Origin of the sequence: Geodermatophilus tzadiensis (assembly GCF_003002915.1) — a bacterium.
Classification (GTDB): Bacteria; Actinomycetota; Actinomycetes; order Mycobacteriales; family Geodermatophilaceae; genus Geodermatophilus; species Geodermatophilus tzadiensis.
In genome coordinates, this window is record NZ_PVTG01000002.1 from 162,788 (window position 1) to 180,558 (window position 17,771).

At 75.4% G+C, this 17,771-nt stretch carries 19 protein-coding genes; 10 read left to right on the forward strand and 9 right to left on the reverse strand.

Annotation, left to right across the window (positions count from 1 at the left end; all coding sequences use genetic code 11):
* The first annotated feature begins 14 nt into the window (after positions 1–14).
* The 4 genes from LY71_RS03800 to LY71_RS03815 all read left to right on the forward strand — a co-directional run bounded on the left by LY71_RS03800 (position 15) and on the right by LY71_RS03815 (position 4,257).
* On the forward strand, positions 15–221 hold the full coding sequence (locus LY71_RS03800; RefSeq protein ID WP_106275632.1) for a hypothetical protein: 207 nt from the start codon (positions 15–17) through the stop codon (positions 219–221).
* Positions 214–636 carry a TadE/TadG family type IV pilus assembly protein gene (locus tag LY71_RS03805; RefSeq protein ID WP_106275633.1) on the forward strand — a complete coding sequence of 141 codons (423 nt, stop codon included), beginning with the start codon at positions 214–216 and terminating at the stop codon, positions 634–636. Before LY71_RS03800 ends, LY71_RS03805 begins: the two co-directional genes overlap by 8 nt.
* Positions 633–1,100, forward strand: a complete 468-nt coding sequence (locus LY71_RS03810; RefSeq protein ID WP_106275634.1) for a hypothetical protein — start codon at positions 633–635, stop codon at positions 1,098–1,100. The genes LY71_RS03805 and LY71_RS03810 overlap by 4 nt, the downstream gene beginning before the upstream one ends.
* 283 nt (positions 1,101–1,383) lie before the next feature.
* Positions 1,384–4,257: a peroxidase family protein gene (locus tag LY71_RS03815; protein ID WP_211297127.1), complete on the forward strand. Its 2,874-nt coding sequence runs from the start codon at positions 1,384–1,386 to the stop codon at positions 4,255–4,257.
* Here LY71_RS03815 and LY71_RS03820 read toward each other — a convergent pair.
* Positions 4,206–4,850, reverse strand: a complete 645-nt coding sequence (locus LY71_RS03820) for an RNA polymerase sigma factor (RefSeq protein ID WP_106275635.1) — start codon at positions 4,848–4,850, stop codon at positions 4,206–4,208. The two genes, LY71_RS03815 and LY71_RS03820, sit on opposite strands and share 52 nt — an antisense overlap.
* Positions 4,851–5,049: 199 nt before the next feature.
* Here LY71_RS03820 and LY71_RS03825 point away from each other — a divergent pair, with 199 nt between their 5' ends.
* The 3 genes from LY71_RS03825 (at position 5,050) to LY71_RS03835 (ending at position 9,170) form a co-directional block, all read left to right on the forward strand.
* Positions 5,050–5,856 carry a hypothetical protein gene (locus tag LY71_RS03825; protein ID WP_106275636.1) on the forward strand — a complete coding sequence of 269 codons (807 nt, stop codon included), beginning with the start codon at positions 5,050–5,052 and terminating at the stop codon, positions 5,854–5,856.
* Positions 5,857–6,118: 262 nt separating this feature from the next.
* On the forward strand, positions 6,119–6,616 hold the full coding sequence (locus LY71_RS03830) for a hypothetical protein (protein WP_106275637.1): 498 nt from the start codon (positions 6,119–6,121) through the stop codon (positions 6,614–6,616).
* Positions 6,617–6,620: 4 nt separating this feature from the next.
* Positions 6,621–9,170, forward strand: a complete 2,550-nt coding sequence (locus LY71_RS03835) for a M48 family metalloprotease (protein ID WP_170121204.1) — start codon at positions 6,621–6,623, stop codon at positions 9,168–9,170.
* Between the two features lie 37 nt (positions 9,171–9,207).
* Here the strand turns inward: LY71_RS03835 and LY71_RS03840 are convergent, their stop codons facing one another.
* The 6 genes from LY71_RS03840 to LY71_RS03865 form a co-directional block, all read right to left on the reverse strand.
* A complete protein-coding gene (locus LY71_RS03840; RefSeq protein ID WP_106275639.1) occupies positions 9,208–10,053 on the reverse strand; it encodes a GntR family transcriptional regulator in 846 nt (281 codons plus the stop codon).
* A gap of 11 nt (positions 10,054–10,064) precedes the next feature.
* A complete protein-coding gene (gene pdxA / locus LY71_RS03845) occupies positions 10,065–11,108 on the reverse strand; it encodes a 4-hydroxythreonine-4-phosphate dehydrogenase PdxA (protein ID WP_106275640.1) in 1,044 nt (347 codons plus the stop codon).
* Positions 11,109–11,133: 25 nt separating this feature from the next.
* Complete coding sequence (locus LY71_RS03850; protein WP_106275641.1) at positions 11,134–12,366, reverse strand: four-carbon acid sugar kinase family protein; 1,233 nt, start codon at positions 12,364–12,366, stop codon at positions 11,134–11,136.
* Positions 12,363–13,430, reverse strand: coding sequence for a 2-keto-3-deoxygluconate permease (locus tag LY71_RS03855; protein WP_106275642.1), 1,068 nt, complete (start codon positions 13,428–13,430; stop codon positions 12,363–12,365). The genes LY71_RS03850 and LY71_RS03855 overlap by 4 nt, the downstream gene beginning before the upstream one ends.
* A gap of 196 nt (positions 13,431–13,626) precedes the next feature.
* On the reverse strand, positions 13,627–13,848 hold the full coding sequence (locus tag LY71_RS03860; RefSeq protein WP_106275643.1) for a hypothetical protein: 222 nt from the start codon (positions 13,846–13,848) through the stop codon (positions 13,627–13,629).
* 217 nt (positions 13,849–14,065) lie between these two features.
* Positions 14,066–14,302: a hypothetical protein gene (locus LY71_RS03865; protein WP_106275644.1), complete on the reverse strand. Its 237-nt coding sequence runs from the start codon at positions 14,300–14,302 to the stop codon at positions 14,066–14,068.
* A gap of 54 nt (positions 14,303–14,356) precedes the next feature.
* On the opposite strand from LY71_RS03865, the gene cutA reads away from it, so the two are divergent.
* Positions 14,357–14,677: a divalent-cation tolerance protein CutA gene (cutA, locus tag LY71_RS03870; protein ID WP_425433020.1), complete on the forward strand. Its 321-nt coding sequence runs from the start codon at positions 14,357–14,359 to the stop codon at positions 14,675–14,677.
* Here cutA and LY71_RS03875 read toward each other — a convergent pair whose 3' ends face one another.
* Together LY71_RS03875 and LY71_RS23305 are read right to left on the reverse strand one after the other, a co-directional pair.
* The gene (locus tag LY71_RS03875) at positions 14,678–15,577 is read right to left on the reverse strand and encodes an NADP-dependent oxidoreductase (protein WP_106275646.1); all 900 of its coding nucleotides are present in this window, start codon (positions 15,575–15,577) and stop codon (positions 14,678–14,680) included.
* A gap of 1 nt (position 15,578) precedes the next feature.
* Positions 15,579–15,740 carry a hypothetical protein gene (locus LY71_RS23305; protein ID WP_170121205.1) on the reverse strand — a complete coding sequence of 54 codons (162 nt, stop codon included), beginning with the start codon at positions 15,738–15,740 and terminating at the stop codon, positions 15,579–15,581.
* 122 nt (positions 15,741–15,862) lie between these two features.
* Here LY71_RS23305 and prfB point away from each other — a divergent pair, with 122 nt between their 5' ends.
* Positions 15,863–16,975, forward strand: a complete 1,113-nt coding sequence (prfB, locus tag LY71_RS03885) for a peptide chain release factor 2 (RefSeq protein ID WP_106275648.1) — start codon at positions 15,863–15,865, stop codon at positions 16,973–16,975.
* 94 nt (positions 16,976–17,069) lie between these two features.
* Entirely contained in the window at positions 17,070–17,759 is a 690-nt protein-coding gene (ftsE, locus tag LY71_RS03890; protein ID WP_091365444.1) for a cell division ATP-binding protein FtsE, read from the forward strand.
* Positions 17,760–17,771: the final 12 nt, after the last annotated feature.

Below are 17,771 nucleotides of genomic sequence, written 5' to 3' on the forward strand. Positions count from 1 at the left end.
GAGGAGGACGACGGATGCGGGCCCTGGCCTGGCTTCTCACGCTCACGGCGGCGCTGGCCGCGCGGCTGCGCGGCGGTGATCCCGAGCGGGGCGACGTCCCGGGCTGGGTGATGATCACGGTGATGACGGCGGCGCTGGTGCTGGCCATCCTCATCCCGTTCCGCGAGGCGATCGTGGCGGCGGTGACCAACGCGCTGGCGTCGGTGACCAACGGTGGCTAGGGGGCCGGGCCGCCTCGACGACGACAGCGGCGACGTCGAGCGGGGGAGCGCCGTCGTGGACTTCGTGCTGGTGTCGGTGCTCATCGTGGTGCTGCTGCTGGCGGTGCTGCAGGTGGCCGTCTACGTGCACGTGCGCAACGTGGTGGTCGCCGGCGCGCAGGAGGGTGCCCGGTTCGCGGCCAACGCCGACGTGTCGGTCTCGGAGGCGCCCGGCCGGACGCTGGCGGTGGTGGCGCGGGCCACGTCGGCGCGGACCGCCGCGGGGCTGGTGTGCTCCGCCGCGGAGGAGGTCGAGGCGAGCGGGTTGACGCTGGTGACGGTGCGCTGCGCGGGTGCGGTGCCCACGCTGCTGGCCGGGCTGGGGGACGTGCTGCCGCTGGAGGTCACCGGCCGGGCGGTGGAGGAGGCACCGTGAGGTGGCTGCGCGCCCGGCTCGGTCAGCTGGACGGGGAGCGTGGGTCGGCGCTGGTGGAGTTCGTGTTCGTGGCGCTGGTGGTGTTCGTGCCGCTGGTCTACGTGGTGGCCGGGTTCTCGGCGGTGCAGCGCGGGGTGTTCGCCTCCACCGCGGCGGCGCGCGAGGCCGGACGGGCGCTGGCGACCGCGCCGGACGTGGCCACCGGGCTGGCGCGGGCGCAGCGGGCGGCGCAGCTGGCGGTCGAGGACCAGGCGGTGGACGCCGCCGACGTCGAGCTGGCCTACGCCCCGGCCGGAGCCGGCTGCGCGGCGGCCGGCGGGTACGCACCGCGGCTGGTGGCGGGGGAGGAGTTCTCGGTGTGCGCGACGGTGACGGTGCGGATCCCGCTGCTGCCGGAGTTCGTCGACGCCAACACCGCCACCGGCCAGTTCGTCGTCGAGACCGACCGCTACGTCGACGGCTGACCTGAGACTCAGACCCGTCCCCGGCGAGGGCCGGCAGTCCTTCTGCGGCCGGTCGTGCTCTGCCCCCGACTGGGGGCAGAGCACGACTGCGCACGGACACTCCCGCGGCTGACGCCCGACACGCCGGACACGCCGGGCACCGGTGACACCGCGCGCAGCCGGCCCTGGTGGGTGCCCGCCGACCGCGCCACCGTGCACCCCGGGAGGCGGCGCCCGAGCGCGCGGGAGTGTGCGACCGCCGTATCAGCCCGGCTCCGCCCGCCTCCTGGGGGAGTGGCCCGGCGTGGGTCACGGCTGGCCCAGCACGGAGGGGACGACGCCGGTGCGGTACCAGGACTACGAGCGCTACCACGGCAGGACCGAGCAGGACGAGCTCCGCTGCTTCGACGAGCTGGCCCGGGAGCTCATGGTCGTGCAGGAGCGCAACCGCGGGGTGCGGGGCGCGGCCGCCGTGGACCGCGCCTTCCACGGCAAGACCGTGCTCGCGGTGGAGAACGGCTGCCTGCGGGTGCGGCGCGACCTCCCGCCGGGCCTGCGCCAGGGCTGCTTCCGGCCCGGTGCCGAGCTGGCCGTCACCGCCCGGTTCTCCAACGCCAACGGGGTCGCCCAGCCCGACACCGCCCGCGACCTGCGCGGCGTCGCGCTGCGGGTCCACGCGGGCGGCGACACGGTGCACGACCTGCTCATGACCAACTGGCCGGTGTCCCCGGCGGCCGACGCCCGGCAGTTCGTCGCGATGGCCTCGGCGGTGGCGGGAAGGACGTCGACCCCGGCGAAGCTGCTGTCACTGGCGCTGCGGCTGCCCCGGAGGGTCGGCCCGTGGGCCACCGTCCGGATCATCGGCAACCTCGTCCGTTCCTCCCGCCGGTCCGACAGCCTCGCCCGGGAGACGTACTACAGCCGCGGGGCGATCATGTGGGGGGAGGCCGGCCCGGTCCGGTACCGCCTGCGCCCGGTCCCGGCAGCGGACGTCCCGCCGGGCACCGGTCCGGACAAGCTGCGCACCGACTTCGCGCGCCGCCTCACGGCCGGCGACGTCGAGTTCGACCTTGAGGTGCAGCGCTACGTCTCGGAGCGGCGGACACCTGTCGAGAACACGGCCCGGCGGTGGTGGTTCGTCCGGTACGAGTCCGTGGCCCGCCTTGTCCTGCCCCGCCAGGAGCTCGACACCGGGCAGGCCCGACTCGTCGAGCACCGCGTCGACCGGCTGGCCTTCAACCCGTGGAACACCACCGACGAGTTCCGGCCGCTCGGCAACCTGAACCGGGCGCGGCGGGCGGCCTACCAGGCCAGCAGCGCCCACCGGCTGGGCCAGCGGTACGTGACCGAGGAGAGCCGGCGCACCGCCCTGCTCAACGAGCTGGTCGGCCGGGTGTTCGCCCGCGTCAACCGGCGGTGGCCCTGGCACCGCCTGCCGACGCGGCTGGCCCTGCTGAACCTGGCCGTGCTGCGCCGGCAGCTGCGCCGGTCCAACCTGGTCGACCCCGACCCGCCGGAGCGGGTCGAGGTGCGGCGCCCGGGACCCCTGCCCCCGCCCGAGGCGGTGGCGCACCGGACCGCCGACGGCCGCTGGAACGACCTGTCGGCCCGCGACATGGGTGCGAGGGGGGCCCGGTTCGGCCGCAACATGCCGGTCGACCGCCACCAGTCCGACCTCCCCGACCCGGTCGAGGTCGCCGAGGCGCTCCTGACGCGCACGGACTTCATCTCCGCCCCCTCGCTCAACGTCCTGGCCGCGGCCTGGATCCAGTTCCAGGTGCACGACTGGGTGCAGCACGGCCGCCACCCGGTGCGCGAGCGCAGCATCGACCTCCCGCTGCCCGGCGACCGCACGTGGCGCAGCACGACCGACGGCCGCCCTGAGAACGTCATGCACATCGCCGAGGACGCCGGCGACCGCAACCAGGTGTCGCACTGGTGGGACGGCTCGGAGGTCTACGGCAGCGACGCCGAGAAGGCGGCCCGGTTGCGCGAGGACGGCGGGCGCGGCGCGCGGCTCCGCCTCGAGGACGGCCACCTGCCCACCGCGCCCGGCCCCGGAGAGGTGGTGCTCGCCGGGTTCTCCGACAGTTGGTGGCTGGGCCTGAGCGCACTGCAGACCCTGTTCGCCCGGGAGCACAACGCGGTGTGCGACGCCCTGCAGGACGAGTACCCGGACCTCGACGAGGAGCGGACGTACCAGACCGCGCGGCTGGTGGTGTCCGCGCTGATCGCGAAGATCCACACGGTGGAGTGGACGCCGGCGATCCTCGGCACGAAGACCCTCGACACGGCGATGTCGGTCAACTGGCGGGGGGCGCCGGACCAGTGGCTCAGCCGCCTCGGCCTCCGGTTGCTCGACCCGCACGCCGTCCACGGCATCCCGCGCACCCGGCCCGACCACTCCGGCGTCCCGTTCTCCCTCACCGAGGAGTTCGTGACGGTGTACCGGATGCACCCGCTCCTCCCCGACGACTACGTCTTCGTCGACCCCGCCACCGGGGAGCCCCGCGCGTTCGGCTTCGACGACATCTCGGGGCCGGGGACCCAGGAGGTGTTCCGCCACATCGGGTTGGCCGAGTCCCTGCGCTCCCTGGGCACCGCCTCCCCGGGCGCCGTCACGCTGCACAACTTCCCGAAGGCGCTGCGGCACTTCGAGCGCGACGGGGAGATCGTCGACCTCGCGGTGGTGGACGTGGTGCGGACCCGCCGGCGGGGCGTGCCGCGCTACAACGACTTCCGGGCCGCGCTGCACATGCCCCGGATCAGCGCCTTCGAGGAGCTGACGACCGACCCGGAGACCCTCGCCGCCCTCGAGCGGCTGTACGGGTCGGTCGACCGGATCGACACCGTGATCGGCCTGCTCGCCGAGACGCCGCCCGCCGGCTTCGGGTTCAGCGACACGGCGTTCCGGGTCTTCCTGCTCATGGCGTCGCGGCGGCTGCAGAGCGACCGGTTCCTCACCGTGGACTTCCGGCCCGAGGTGTACACGCCCCTCGGGATGGACTGGGTCGAGCGGGGCGGCTTCGCCGACGTCGTCCGGCGCCACTGCTCGGAGCTGGCCGGGGTCGTCGGGACCGGCAAGGCCGCGTTCGCCCCCTGGACCGACCCGCCGGTCCCGGACCGTCACGCCGCGCACGCCCGGCGGACCGCCTCGCGCCGGTCGGTCGCCAGGTAGCGGCTGACCGCCGGGGTGGCCTCCAGGCGGGCCAGGGTGCGGGCGCGGGTCGGGCCGATGCTGCCGACGGGCATGCCCAGCCGCGCGCTGATCTCCCGGTAGCTCAGCGGGGGGTCGGCGACGAGCAGGAGCAACAGGTCCCGCTGTGTCGGGGACAGGCCGGCGAGGCCCTCGCGGACGGCCTCGACCTGCTCGGCCTGCAGCAGGACGGCGTCGACCTCGGGGTCCTGGCCGGTGAACGCCCGGGTCGCGTCGTCCAGGGGGTCGACCGGCAGCGTGCGCTCGCCGGCGCGGGCCACGCGCAGGCTCTCGCAGCGGGCCGTCGTCGCGATCCAGCCGGGCAGCGCGAGCGGCTCGCGGATGCGGTCGAGGTGCTCCACCAGGCGCAGCCAGACCACCTGGGCGACGTCCTCGGCGTCGTGCTCCCCGAGCCGGAACCGGACGGTGACGGCGCGGACGAGCGGGGTGAAGCGCTGCACGAGGCACTCCCAGGCCCGGGGCTCGCCGCGGCGGGCGGCCGCCACGAGCGCGGTCAAGTCGGCGCCGGCGTCGTCCCGGGCGGGCGCGTCGAGGGGGGTGTCGAGCACGGTCATGTCCGTCCTCCGGAGCGTCCGTTCGCTGGTGGGACGACTGTCGAGCGGCCGGACGAGGCAGGTCCAAGCCCATCAGGAGGGGCGGTCACACCGCCGACCGCCGGTCCGGGCGCGCGCTCCCCGGGGTGCGAGCGGGACACCTCCAGCGCTGGAGGTCCTACGCTGGAGGTCCAGCTCGCGACGTGGCCGGGGGAAGCCGATGTCGGAGGACGACCTGGCGACGGTGCTCAGCAACGTCGCGGCCGATGCCCGCCCGGCCACCCGGGTGAAGATCGCCAACAGCCCGGAGACGCGCGCCTTCCTCGACGTCGGGCTGCAGCTGCTCTGCGACGACCTGCTCGACCACCGCGGTCCCGACCTGATGGACGACCACGACGCCGGGACGCGCCTGTTCACCGGGCTGTCGCAGGCCCGGCTGATCGAGCGGGCCGAGCACGAGGACGCCCACCGCGAGCACCCGCGGATGCTGACCGTCGGGATGTTCCGCGACCGCTGGCGGTACAAGAGCCGCTACACCGAGGACCTCATCGCCTACCTGCTGCGGCCGGCCCTGGTGGAGCAGACCATCCACGACGTGGCCGAGGCGGCGCGCCAGCTGCCCGAGGACCTGCCCTTCGAGGAGCTCGTCCAGCGGCTGGTCACCCGGGTGATGGCCGTGACTCTGGACGACCCGCTGTGGGGGCTGCGCACGGTCGTCTGGGTGGCGCTGCCCAATCACCCGCGCGTGCGGGTCTTCCTCAAGGCGCAGTACGAGCAGTGGATCGCCTACTGGACCCAGCTGCACGAGGCGCTGGCCCGCCGCTTCGACCTCCAGCTGCGGCCGGAGTACACCTGGCACGACGTCGCGGAGGTCTTCCACGCCCTCGCGGAGGGCGCCCGGCTGCGGGCCCGGGCGACCGGGTCGGCAGCGGCGCTGTCGAACGGGGACAACGTCCTCGTCGGGGCCATCCACATGCTGGTGCCCGGCCTGTTCCTCAACCCGGAGAGCGCGACCAGGAGGTCCTGACTGCTGGGAGCTTCGATCCCGGCGTGCGCCGGCTGGTCGACGGGATGGCCGGCGTCGCCGGTGGCAGCGCGAGGAGCGTGTCGGGGGGTCCGGAGTGCTGGCGCAGGTCTCGAGCGGGACGCCGCACCCCTGCGCTGTCCGGGCTGTGGCATCTCGGTCGTCGAGGTGCACGCCGCCGAAGTGCGGTGACGCTCCGGTGACGCGCCGCCCCGAGACTCCGGGGACCGTCCGGCGGGACGCCGGTCACCCAGGGAGGACGCCCATGTCGATCGACGCCGTCGTCACCGCCAGTCCCGAGGAGCGGCAGCTCGCGGTGGAACTCGCGGCCGCGGTGCTGGAGGAGACGGCACCGGACGAGGTGCCCGCCCTCGGCGATCTCTCGGCGGAGTTCTTCGCCGACCCACAGGGCGCGGTGCAGCGCGAGGAGCGGGACGAGCCGCTTGCCTTCGGCGCGGACCTGGCACTGGTCACCCCCTACGTCCTCGCGGTGGCCGTGCCGCTGGTGCAGTGGCTGGGCGGCCTGGTGGCCGACGGGGCCAAGGAGGCGCTCACCCCTCTCGTGGCCGACCGCATCCGCGCCCTCTTCCGCCGCCACACTGAGGCTCGGGCTGCCGCCGCCCCGAGCGGGGGGTTGTCGGCGGAGCAGGCCCGCACGGCCTGGCGGACCACCTTCGACCGACTCCGGTCACTGGGCGTGCCCGATGCGGAGGCACGCTCGATCGCCGAGTCGGTGGCCGGTGCGCTCATCGTCAGCGGTTGACGCCGTGACCGGCACCGCTGCACCGCCGGGGACGACGCCGCGGGTCGACGTCCTGGCGCTGCCCCGGACGACGACGCTGCGCGCCATCCTCCTGGTCGCCACCATGGTCGGCACAGGTCTCGTGGTCGGCACGATGCTGCACAACCTGGTGCTGGCCGACCCGTGGAACGCCCGCTTCCGGGAGTGCACGGTGGTCCCGGAGGGCGGACCCGGGGTGTTGGCAGAGACCTTCACCGCGTGCATGGCGCCGGTGGAGCAGCGCCGCGTGGCCATCGCGCTGGTGATGGGTGCCCTCGTGCTGGTCCTGGCGTGGATCGTGGTGCTCGTCGCGCCCACCGTGCACGAGCGCCGTCGGGGTCTGCGTCCGCTCGACGGTGGCAACGAGCGCGCCCGGTGCCGCTTCGCGGAGTTGGCGGCGGAGGCGGGACTGCGCCGACCGCCCCTGCTCGTGCGTGGTGGCTCCCTCAACGGCGTCACCGACGCTCACGCCTACGGCAGGCCCGGTGACTGGCGCGTGGTCGTACCGCTCAAGCTGCTCGCACTCGCCGGGACACCCCGTGCGGACGCGGTCATGCGGCACGAGCTGGCTCACGTCGCCCACCGGGACGTCGGGTTCACCTGGCTCGCCCGGGCCAGCTGGGACGTGCTCGGTCCACTGCTCCTGCTGCCGCTGTTCCTGGCACTCGCGGTCGGGGACCTCGAGGTCGTCCCCGACTACCTCGTCCGCGCCGCGGTCCTGGCGGTCGTCGTGCAACTGGTGCGGGCCGGCCTCCTGCGGGCACGCGAGGTCGACGCCGACCTGAGCGCGGTCCGCCGGGGCACCGACCCCGAGGTGATGCTCGGGCAGACCGCCGCCACCCGAGATCGCCGGTCAGGCGGTGGCATCGCGCGGCTGCTGGCCACCCACCCCTCACCTGCTGAGCGCGGAGCGGCCCTCCGGGCACCACACCTGGCTGCCCGACTCGGCTTCGTGGACGCGCTGGCCGCGGGGTTCCTCGCCGCCACGGTCCTGCCCGTGCTCCGCGCGGCAGCCGCCTCCACCATCGGCGGCGCTCCCGAGCGGGAGTGGTCGGTGGTCCTGTCGATCGTGCCGGTCGGCGTACTGCTCGGCGCGACCGTGGGGCTGGGGCTCTGGCGTCAGGCCGTGGCGATGCACGCGGTCGCGCTGCCCGTCCGCAGCGGACCCGTGGTGGCCGGTGTGGGTGCAGGAGCCCTCGCCGGGCAACTCACGTCGCTGGCGGGCGTCGGACTGGGAGCCCCGGCGGGGTTCGACCCGCTGTGGGCGGCACTGGTGCTGCCCGTGGGGCTGGCCGGGGCCACCGCGCTGGTCGCCGGCCTGGGCCTCACGTGGGCCGGGGCGGCCGGGCGCTGGCGTGGTCCTGCCGCGGTCTGGACGCCGGCCGTGGTCCTCGCCTCGGCCCTGTGCACGGTTGCGGCCTGGGCCACCGGGTCGGTGGCGCTCTCGCTCGGTCAGGTGGGCTGGGCCGGCACCTCGGAGGTGCTGCAGGTCGCGCTCTCGGGCTGGCTCGTCACCGCGGTCGCCGTCGTGCTCGCCGGCGCAGCGGCCGTCGCCCTCATCGCTCCCTCCCCAGCGGCAGTCCCACCGACGTGGCTGGTCCCGGGCGTCTCGGTGGGCTCGGGGGACTCCGGCCCCGCGACGGTCCCCGGGCTCAGGCTCACCCTGAGCGCCGGCCTGCTCGGCGGACTGGTCGGTGCCGCCGTCGCCGTCGTCTTCCGGCTGGCCGTCGGGCCCCCGGCGGACGACGACGTGACCGTCCAGCGCGTGTACGTGCTCCTGTTCGTCGCTGCGGCGACGGGCGCGGGCGTCGGACTGTCGCTGCTCGTCGCCCATGGGGTCCGAGGGCTCGGCGCCGCACTCCTGGCGGGGCCGGTCGCCACCGCGGTGGTCGGTCTCGGGATCGTGGCGCTCAACGCGGCCCTCGGTGGCGGGCTGAGCGTCACCGCGACGGGAACCGTGCTGCAGCGTTCCTCCGCTCTCGGCCTGCTCGCGCTGCTCGCCGTCGCGTGGCTCCCGTTCGTGGGCGGTCTGCGGTCGGAGGGGGCCGCCCTGGCCATCGCCGTCGCCGTCGCCGTTGGATCGGCCTCCGCCGTCGTCCTCGCCCGGGACGTCCTCGTGCCCGTCGGCCCTGCACCGGTACAGGCGGTCGACCCCGAGTTCGCCGCGCTGGACTACCGCATCCGCATCGGCCCGGCGTTCTTCCGGGCGTCGGACGAGATCTCGGCGACGGTGCACGTCATCGAGGAGGAGACGACGACCCTCTCCAGTCGGGTGGCCCGCTATCGAACGGAGGTGCTCCCGCAGGCGCGGGACCTGCTGGCCAGGGGCCGGGCGTTCCTCCCTGGATCGCCTGAGGTCGCCGCCGTCCACCAGCACTGCGTCGCCGCCCTGGAGTTGGCCGTCACCGGGTACGAGGAGTTGGTCGCCGGTTACGAGAGCCGGCGTGAGGACCTGCTGGAGCAGGGGGCCGCGCACCTGCAGCAGCGGGTCGACGAGTGGCTGGCGTGGGGCGAGGCCCTCGACGGACTCGACTGACAGCAGGCCGGTTCCGCGCGTGCCGCCGGACGGGCGGTCAGCCGGCGCGGTCGGCGAGCTCGCGCAGCCGGTCGGCCAGCTGCTGCGCCTGCTCGGCGGCCGCCCGCAGCCCGTCCCGGTCGGGTGGGGGTGGGAGGGGTGGCGGGTCCGAGGAGGACGGGCCGGTCTCCAGGTCGACGTCGAAGGCGATGTCCTCGGCGCGGTGCCAGGTGGCGAACACCTCCAGCGGCCGGCCGTCCTGGTCCTGCGTCTGCCCCTCGAGCAGCAGCAGGGGAGCGCCCGGCCGGGTCTCCAGCTCCCGGGCGAGGTCGGTGTCGGCGGCCACCGCGCGCACCTGCCGCCGTCCGCCGGTGGGGCGGGCGCCGAAGCGGCGGGTGAGCACCTCGTGCAGGGAGGCGTCGGTGAGCTCCTCGGCGGTCAGGCCGGCGCAGCGGGGGAGCGGCAGGGCGGTGCGGATGCGGGCCAGCGGCCGGCCGTCCACCCGCCGCAGCCGCTCCAGCCGCAGCACCCGGTCGCCGCCCAGCCAGCGGTCCTGGCCGGCGGCCGGCTCCTCGGTGAGGGACAGCACCTCGGTGCCGACCGCGAGCCCCTCGGCGGCCATCTGCGCGTAGAGCCCGCTGGCGCGCTGCACCAGCCGGTGGTGCTGCCGGGCGGGCGCCACCACGCTGCCGCGCCCCCGGCTGCGCTCCACCAGTCCCTCGGCCACCAGGGTCGACAGCGCCTGCCGCACCACCGAGCGGGCCACCCCGAACCGCTCCTGCAGGGCGACCTCGCTGGCCAGCGCCGACCCCGGCGGCAGGCGGTGGTCGCGGATCTGCGCCCGCAGCGCGTCGGCCACCTGCACGTGCAGCGGCCGCCCGGCGGCGCGGTCGAGACCCGGCACGGGTGCCGACCCTAGGGGGTCAGCTGGGCGGCCGAGGCCTGCGCCGTCTGCCAGACCTGGTCCCAGCCCTGCGCCAGGGCCGCCGCGCGGCGGCAGGACAGCACCAGGCTGCCCTCGCGCGCGATGCCCTGACCGGCGATGTCGAAGGCGGTGCCGTGGTCCACCGACACCCGCACCACCGGCAGGCCCACGGTGATGTTGACGCCGTCGTCGCCGTAGACCGCCTTGAACGGGGCGTGCCCCTGGTCGTGGTAGCAGACGACGACCATCTCGTAGCGCCCCTTGACCGCCGCCGGGATCAGGGCGTCGGCGGGCAGCGGGCCCACGGCGTTGACGCCGTCGGCGCGCACCGCCTCGACCGCGGGGGCCAGCACGTCGGCGTCCTCGTCGCCGAAGATGCGGTTCTCCCCGGCGTGCGGGTTGAGCCCCGCCAGCGCCACCTCGGCGTCGGGCCTGCCCAGTGCACGGGTGAAGGCGCCGGCCAGCCGGAGCACCGCCTGCGTGCGCTCCGGGGTGACCGCCTCGATGGCCTGCCGCAGGGACACGTGGGTGGTCAGGTGGAACAGGTAGAGGTCACCGGCCGACAGCACCAGGCTGAAGTTCTCCACACCGAACTCGTGCGCGAGCAGCTCGGTGTGCCCGGGCCACGCGTGGCCGGCCGAGTGCATGGCGGCCTTGTTCAGCGGCGCGGTCACGATGCCGTCGACCGCGCCGGACTTGGCCAGGTCGCAGGCGGCGACGACGAAGCGGTAGGAGCCGTCGCCGGCGACCTCGCTGAGCCGGCCCAGCGGCACCTCGGGCATCGGGTCGCCGACCTGCACCACCTCGACGGTGCCGGGCTCGTTGGCCGCCGTACGCGGGTCCTCGATCTGCCGGACGACGCCGGCGTCCCCGCCGACGGCCTGCACCGCCCGGCGGACCGCGCCGACGTCGCCGACCACCACGGGCACGCACTCGGCCCGCAGGTCGTCGTGCCCCAGCAGGGCCTTGGCGGTGATCTCCGGGCCGATGCCGGCGACGTCGCCGATGGTCACGGCGAGCGTGGGCTTGTCCACGACTGTCCTCTCCTCGTGCGTCTGTTCAGGGTCGCCCGGCGGACACGACGGCGCGGACGAGGGTGTCCGCGTCGCCGAAGCCGCCGGCCTTGGTGGTCACCGGGAGCCCGTCGGCGTCCCCGCCGACGAGCCGGCCGTGCGGGACGCCCTCGGTCACCGCGCCGAGGACCTCGATGCCGGTGCACCCCCACCGGTCCACCAGCGCCCGGGCGCCGTCGCCGCCGGTGACCAGGACGCGGCCGAAGGGCCGGTGGGCGTGCAGCCGGGCGACGAGCCCGGCCAGCGCGGCGGCGACCGCGTCGGCGCGGACGCCGGGGGTGCGCTCCTCCGGCGCGGTGACGACGACCAGGCCGGGCACCGGGCCGGTGGGGACGGCGCGCTCGACCCAGGCGGCCCAGGCCGCCTCGTCGGCCAGGTCCGCCGCGGCCGGGGTCAGGTGCAGCAGGTCGCCGCCGCACGCCTCGCGCAGCCGGGCCTCCTGCTCGCGGGCGGTCCGGTGCAGCGAGGTGACCAGCACCAGCAGCGGCCCCTCGCCGGACGGCGGCGCGTCGACGGGGTCGATGGCGGTCGCGGGTCGCCACCGGTCGGCCAGTGCCGCGGCCAGCCCGGCCGAGCCGGCCGGCACCGCGTCGGGGCCCACCCGGTCGACGGCGTCGGCGAGGCGGGCGAGGTCGGCGTCGTCCCGGGCGTCGACGGTGACCACCCGGGCGGCGCGGCCGGCCGCGGTGAGCGTCGCGGCCAGCACGGCGGGGTCACCGCCGGCCGGCTGCGGGACGTGCAGGGAGCCGGGCAGCAGGTCGGCCAGCCGGGAGGTGGCCACCGGGGTGACCGGGTCGCGCCCGGCCGGGCCCTCCTCCAGCAGCCGCCCGCCGGCCAGGGCGACACCGGCGGCGACCACCCGGTCCATCGCCGGGTAGGCGGGGCAGACGACGGCGAAGGCGGCCGGCCGCACCGCCGACCAGCTCTCCAGCGCGCCGCGCACCTGGGCGGCGACCGAGCCGCGCATCGTGGAGTCGACCTTGACGTAGAGCCGGTCGGCGCCGGACCCGTGCAGCCGGGTGACGGCGGCGGCGGTCGCCGGGGCGGCGGCGTCCCCGAGGGCCCGGGCGTCGGTGCACTCGGCCAGCACCGCGTCGGCGGGGAGCCGGTCGGCGCCCGGGCGCAGCCGCAGCAGCGTGGGCCAGCCCCGGCGGGCGAACTGCACCGACGTGTCGGTGGCGCCGGTGAGGTCGTCGGCGACGACGCCGATGCGGCTCACCGGCCGTCCCCCGTCGTCCTCCCGTCGGGGGCCGCCGGGTCGGGGCCGGGGACGGTCGCGACGGGGACGTCGAGCTCGTCCTCGCTGGTCAGCCCGCCGGCGCGCTTGAGCACGAAGGAGGCGACGATCGGCGCGAGGATCGCGGTGACCAGCGCGGAGGCGGCCACCTGCGCGGTCGCCGTCCCGACGTACTCGGCGAAGCGGGGGTCGGCGGCCGCGACGATGCCCGGGGTGGCGATGGCGTTGCCGGCCGTGGTGGCGGCGGCGAAGCCGATGCCGGCCTTGCGGCCGCGGCGCAGGAGGAAGCGGTAGCCGAGGTAGACCAGCGAGCCGGTGATCAGCACGACGGCGACGCCGATCGCGATGCCGCCGATGCCGCCGGTGACCACCGCGCCCAGGTCGATGCCGGTGCCCAGGGCGAAGGCGAAGAACGGGATGACGATGTTCGGCACCGGGCGCAGCACCTCGCGCCACTGCGGGTCGACGTTGCCCACGATCGCGCCGAGCAGGAACGGCACGAGGGCCGCCACCAGCGTGAGCACGGGGATGTCGCCGAGGCCGGAGGCGCCGAGGAACAGCAGGCTGAAGAAGGGGCCGTCGTTGATGGCCGAGGCCAGGTAGGCGCCGCGGTCGCGGTTGTCGCCGTACTTGCCGGTGAAGGCCAGCCACAGCCCGCCGTTGCTGTTGTCGAAGGCGGCCAGCAGCCCCAGGATCGACAGCCCCCAGAAGCCGTCGAGGCCCACGACCAGGCCCAGCAGCACGATCAGGCCGGCCGGGATGAGGCTCTTGCACAGCAGGATGACGCCGGTGTGCGCCAGCACCGGGCCGCCGGTGCGGAACGTGACCTGGGTGCCGGTGGCGAAGATCAGCAGGGCGATGAGCGGCAGTGCGCTGTCCTGGAACAGCGCGGTGGTGAAGCTGCCGATGCCCAGCGCGCCCGGCGCGAAGGTGCCGAGCACCGAGCCGAGCACCAGCGGGATGAGCATCAGCCCACCGGGGATGCGGTTCATCGTGGCGAACAGGGGCACCCGGGACCGCTCGGTGCCGGACGGGGCGGAACTCATGAGGCACTCCTCGGTGCGCAGCACTGCGCCGGCCGTTGTGCGTACAAGATGTCCGTACCGTTGTACACGTCACAGGGCGGCGAGGGAAGGCGCACGGAGGAACGAGGGCGTGCGGCGACGTCGCGGGCGCGGTGCGGGCGCGCGGGGGCCCGCCGTCCCGGCCTCTCCGGCCGGGACGGTCAGCGGGGGTCAGGGGTCAGTCGCCCCAGGGGATGTAGTCGGTGCCGCCGCCGAGCGCGGTCAGCACGAACATGCCGACGAAGGCCAGCACGATGAAGGCCACCACCAGACCGAAGAGCACCAGGCTGCGGTCCTCGATGCCGCGCTTCTCGGCGGGTGGGGCGGACCTGTCCGACGTGTCGGCGGACGGCCGCGGTCCCTCGGCCGGAGCGGGTGGGTGGTCGACGGGCGTGCTCATGGGGACTCCCGGGGCAGGCCGGCCGACGAGGCCGGCGGCCGGACGCCGCTGCCTGGCGTCCGGTCCCCACGCTAGGGCGGCCGGGTGCGCCCGGGGCGGGTCCGAGGTCCCTGCCGCGGGACGCCGGTCCGCGCGCCTCCGGGGGTGTTCCTCGTGCTCCGCGGGTGCTGCAGGACCCGCGGAGCACGAGGAACACCCCGACAGCAGCGAGGTGCGGTCAGCCGCCGCGCTCGATCTCGGCCTGCACGATGCCGTTGACCGCGGTCCGCAGCGCCTCGCTGGAGGAGTCGCCCTCGGCCAGGGCGGCGCGCGCGTCCTCGGGGAGCAGGCCGGGGTCGACGTCGTCCAGCCAGGTCACGTCGCCACCGACGGCGCGGCCGACCTGCAGGCCCTCGTCGCCCTTGCGCAGCACGTACCGCTCACCGTCGATGTCGAGTGTCAGGTCGTCGCTCATGGGCGGCCACCTACCCCGCGCGGGCCCCCGCACGCACCGCGCAGGATGGCACCCGTGGACGTCGTCGAGGTGGTCGTCACCGGTCCGGACGCCGAGTGGCTGGCCGGGTTCACCCGGACGCTGGTGGAGGAGCGGCTGGCCGCCTGCGGGCACCAGCTGGCCGCGGTCCGCTCGGTGTACCGGTGGGAGGGGCAGGTGCACGACGAGCCGGAGGCCCGCGTCGCCCTGCACACCCGCGCCTCGCTGGTGCCGGCGATCACCGCCCGCACGGCGGAGCTGCACTCCTACGACGTCCCCTGTGTCCTGGCCCTCCCCGTCGCCGGCGGCAGCCCGGACTACCTGCGCTGGGTGGTCGCCGAGACGCGCGAGCCCTGATCAGGGCACCAGCACCAGCTTGCCGCGCACGTGCCCCTCGCGGCTGCGCCGGTAGGCCTCGGCCACCCGCTCGAAGGGGTAGACCTCCGCCACCGGCAGCTCCAGGCGGTCCTGGACCACCAGCCCGGCGACCTCGGCCAGCCGCGGGCCGGCCCGGCCGCCGCCCGTGGTGACCTGCACGCCGAGCTCGCCGGCGCCGAAGTCGGCGATGGTGACCACCTTCCCGGGGTCGCCGGTGAGCGCGACCAGGTCGCGCACCGAGCCGCGGCCGGCGGTGTCCACCGCGCCGTCCACGCCGTTCGGCGCGATCTCGCGCACCCGGTCGGCCAGGCCCTCGCCGTAGCGGGTGGGCACCGCGCCCAGCGAGCGGACGAAGTCGGCGTTGGCCGGGCTGCACGTGCCGATGACGACCAGGCCCCGGCTGACCGCGACCTGGACCGTGCAGATCCCGACCCCGCCCGTGGCGCCGTCGACGACGACGGTGCGGCCGAGCTGCAGACCGAGCAGGTCGAGCACCCGGACGGCGGTCTCGCCGGCCACGCCCAGCCCCGCGGCCGCCTCGAAGGAGACGTTGGGCGGCTTGGGCGCCCACGCGCGCAGCACCGCGTGCTCCGCGGCGGTGCCCGAGCCCAGGCCGAACACCGGGTCGCCGACCTGCACGCCGACGACGCCCGCGCCGACCTCGTCCACGACGCCCGCGGCGTCGGCCCCGGGCACCCGCGGGCCCGCCAGCGGCCGGCCGCCGGCCATCGCGCCGGAGACGATCTTCCAGTCGACCGGGTTCACGCTCGCCGCGCGGACGGCGATGCGCACGGTGCCCGGCCCCGCGTGCGGCTCCTCGACCTCCCCGACGGACAGGACGTCGGGCTCCCCGTACTCGGTGTGGACGACGGCGCGCACGTCAGCCCGGCTCCCCGCGCCCCGTGCGGCGGCCCGCGACGAGCAGGTCCGCCGGCGCCGACCGCGCGGGCGGCGCGCCGAGCAGGCCGGCGGCCGGGTGGTGTCGGTCGGGCAGGCCGCGCTCGTGGTCCTCGCGGGTCGGCCGGCGGCGGGGCTCGCTCATGCCCGGCCGGTACCCGGTGCGCGCCGGACCCACCCGCCCGGGCGGGTGGCGGCGCGCCCGCTGCGAGGACGGCCGGTGACCGCGCCGCCCCGCCGCCCGGAGGCGCACTACCCTGGATCGACGTGGCCGCTGACTTCGCCGTCGTCCTGGACGAGCTCGACACGACCCTCGGGAGCATCGAGTCCGTCATCGACGTCGACCGCCTCCGCCGCGAGGTCGCCGAGCTGGAGCAGCAGGCGGCCGCGCCGGACCTCTGGAACGACGTCGAGGCGGCCCAGGCGCTGACCTCCCGGCTGTCCTACCTGCAGGGCGACCTGCGCCGGGTCGAGGAGCTGCGCCGCCGCCTCGACGACGTCGGCGTGCTGCACGAGATGGCCGAGGAGGAGTCCGACGAGGCCACCGCGGCCGAGGCCGAGCGCGAGCTCGCGGCGCTGCGCAAGGAGATCGACGAGCTCGAGGTCCGCACCCTGCTCAACGGCGAGTACGACTCCCGCGAGGCGCTGGTGACCATCCGCTCGGAGGCGGGGGGCGTCGACGCCGCCGACTTCGCCGAGATGCTCATGCGGATGTACCTGCGCTGGGCCGAGCGGCACCGCTACGCCGTCGAGGTCTACGACACCTCCTACGCCGAGGAGGCCGGCATCAAGTCGGCCACGTTCGCGGTCAAGCAGCCCTACGCCTACGGCACGCTGTCGGTCGAGCAGGGCACCCACCGGCTGGTGCGCATCTCGCCGTTCGACAACCAGGGCCGCCGGCAGACGTCGTTCGCCGGCGTCGAGGTGCTGCCCGTCGTCGAGCAGACCGACCACGTGGAGATCCCGGAGAACGAGATCCGGATCGACGTCTTCCGGTCCTCGGGCCCCGGCGGGCAGAGCGTGAACACCACCGACTCCGCCGTCCGGATCACCCACCTGCCCACCGGCATCGTGGTGTCCTGCCAGAACGAGAAGAGCCAGATCCAGAACCGGGCGGCCGCCATGCGGGTGCTGCAGGCGCGGCTGCTGGCCAAGCGGCAGGAGGAGCAGCGCGCCGCGATGGACGCGCTCAAGGGCGAGGGCTCCAGCTGGGGCAACCAGATGCGCTCCTACGTGCTGCACCCCTACCAGATGGTCAAGGACCTGCGCACCGAGCAGGAGACCGGCAACACCGCGGCGGTGCTCGACGGCGACATCGACGGCTTCATCGAGGCCGGCATCCGCTGGCGCCGTCAGCAGGAGACGGTCGCCGCCAGCTGAGGCCGGCCGCCACCCCGTCCCCGCCGGGGACGCGCCGGGGCGTCTCGTGGCGAACGGGTCGGAACGAGCCCCGGGCGAGGTACCGTGGCGCCTCGTGATCGAACTGCAACACGTCACCAAGCTCTACCCGGCCAGCGCGCGGCCGGCCCTCGATGACGTGTCGACCGAGATCGACAAGGGGGAGTTCGTCTTCCTCATCGGCTCCTCGGGCTCGGGCAAGTCGACCTTCCTGCGTCTCCTGCTCAAGGAGGACGACCCGACCCGCGGCACGGTCGTCGTCAACGGCAAGACGCTGAACACGATGAGCAAGTGGCAGGTGCCCAAGCTGCGCCGCACGATGGGCTGCGTCTTCCAGGACTTCCGGCTGCTGCGCAACCGCACCGTGGCCGAGAACGTGGCCTTCGCCCTCGAGGTCATCAACAAGCCGCACCGCACCATCAAGCGCGTGGTCCCCGAGGTGCTGGAGATGGTCGGCCTGGAGGGCAAGGCCGCCCGGCTGCCGCACGAGCTCTCCGGTGGTGAGCAGCAGCGGGTGGCGATCGCCCGCGCGTTCGTCAACCGGCCGCTGGTGCTGCTGGCCGACGAGCCCACCGGCAACCTCGACCCGGAGACCAGCGAGGGGATCATGCTGCTGCTGGAGCGGATCAACCGCACCGGCACCACGGTGATCATGGCGACGCACGACTACCACATCGTCGACTCGATGCGCCGCCGCGTGATCGAGCTCAACGGCGGCCAGATCACCCGCGACCAGTCGCGCGGCGTCTACGGCGTCGGCCGCTAGGTCCCCGCCCTC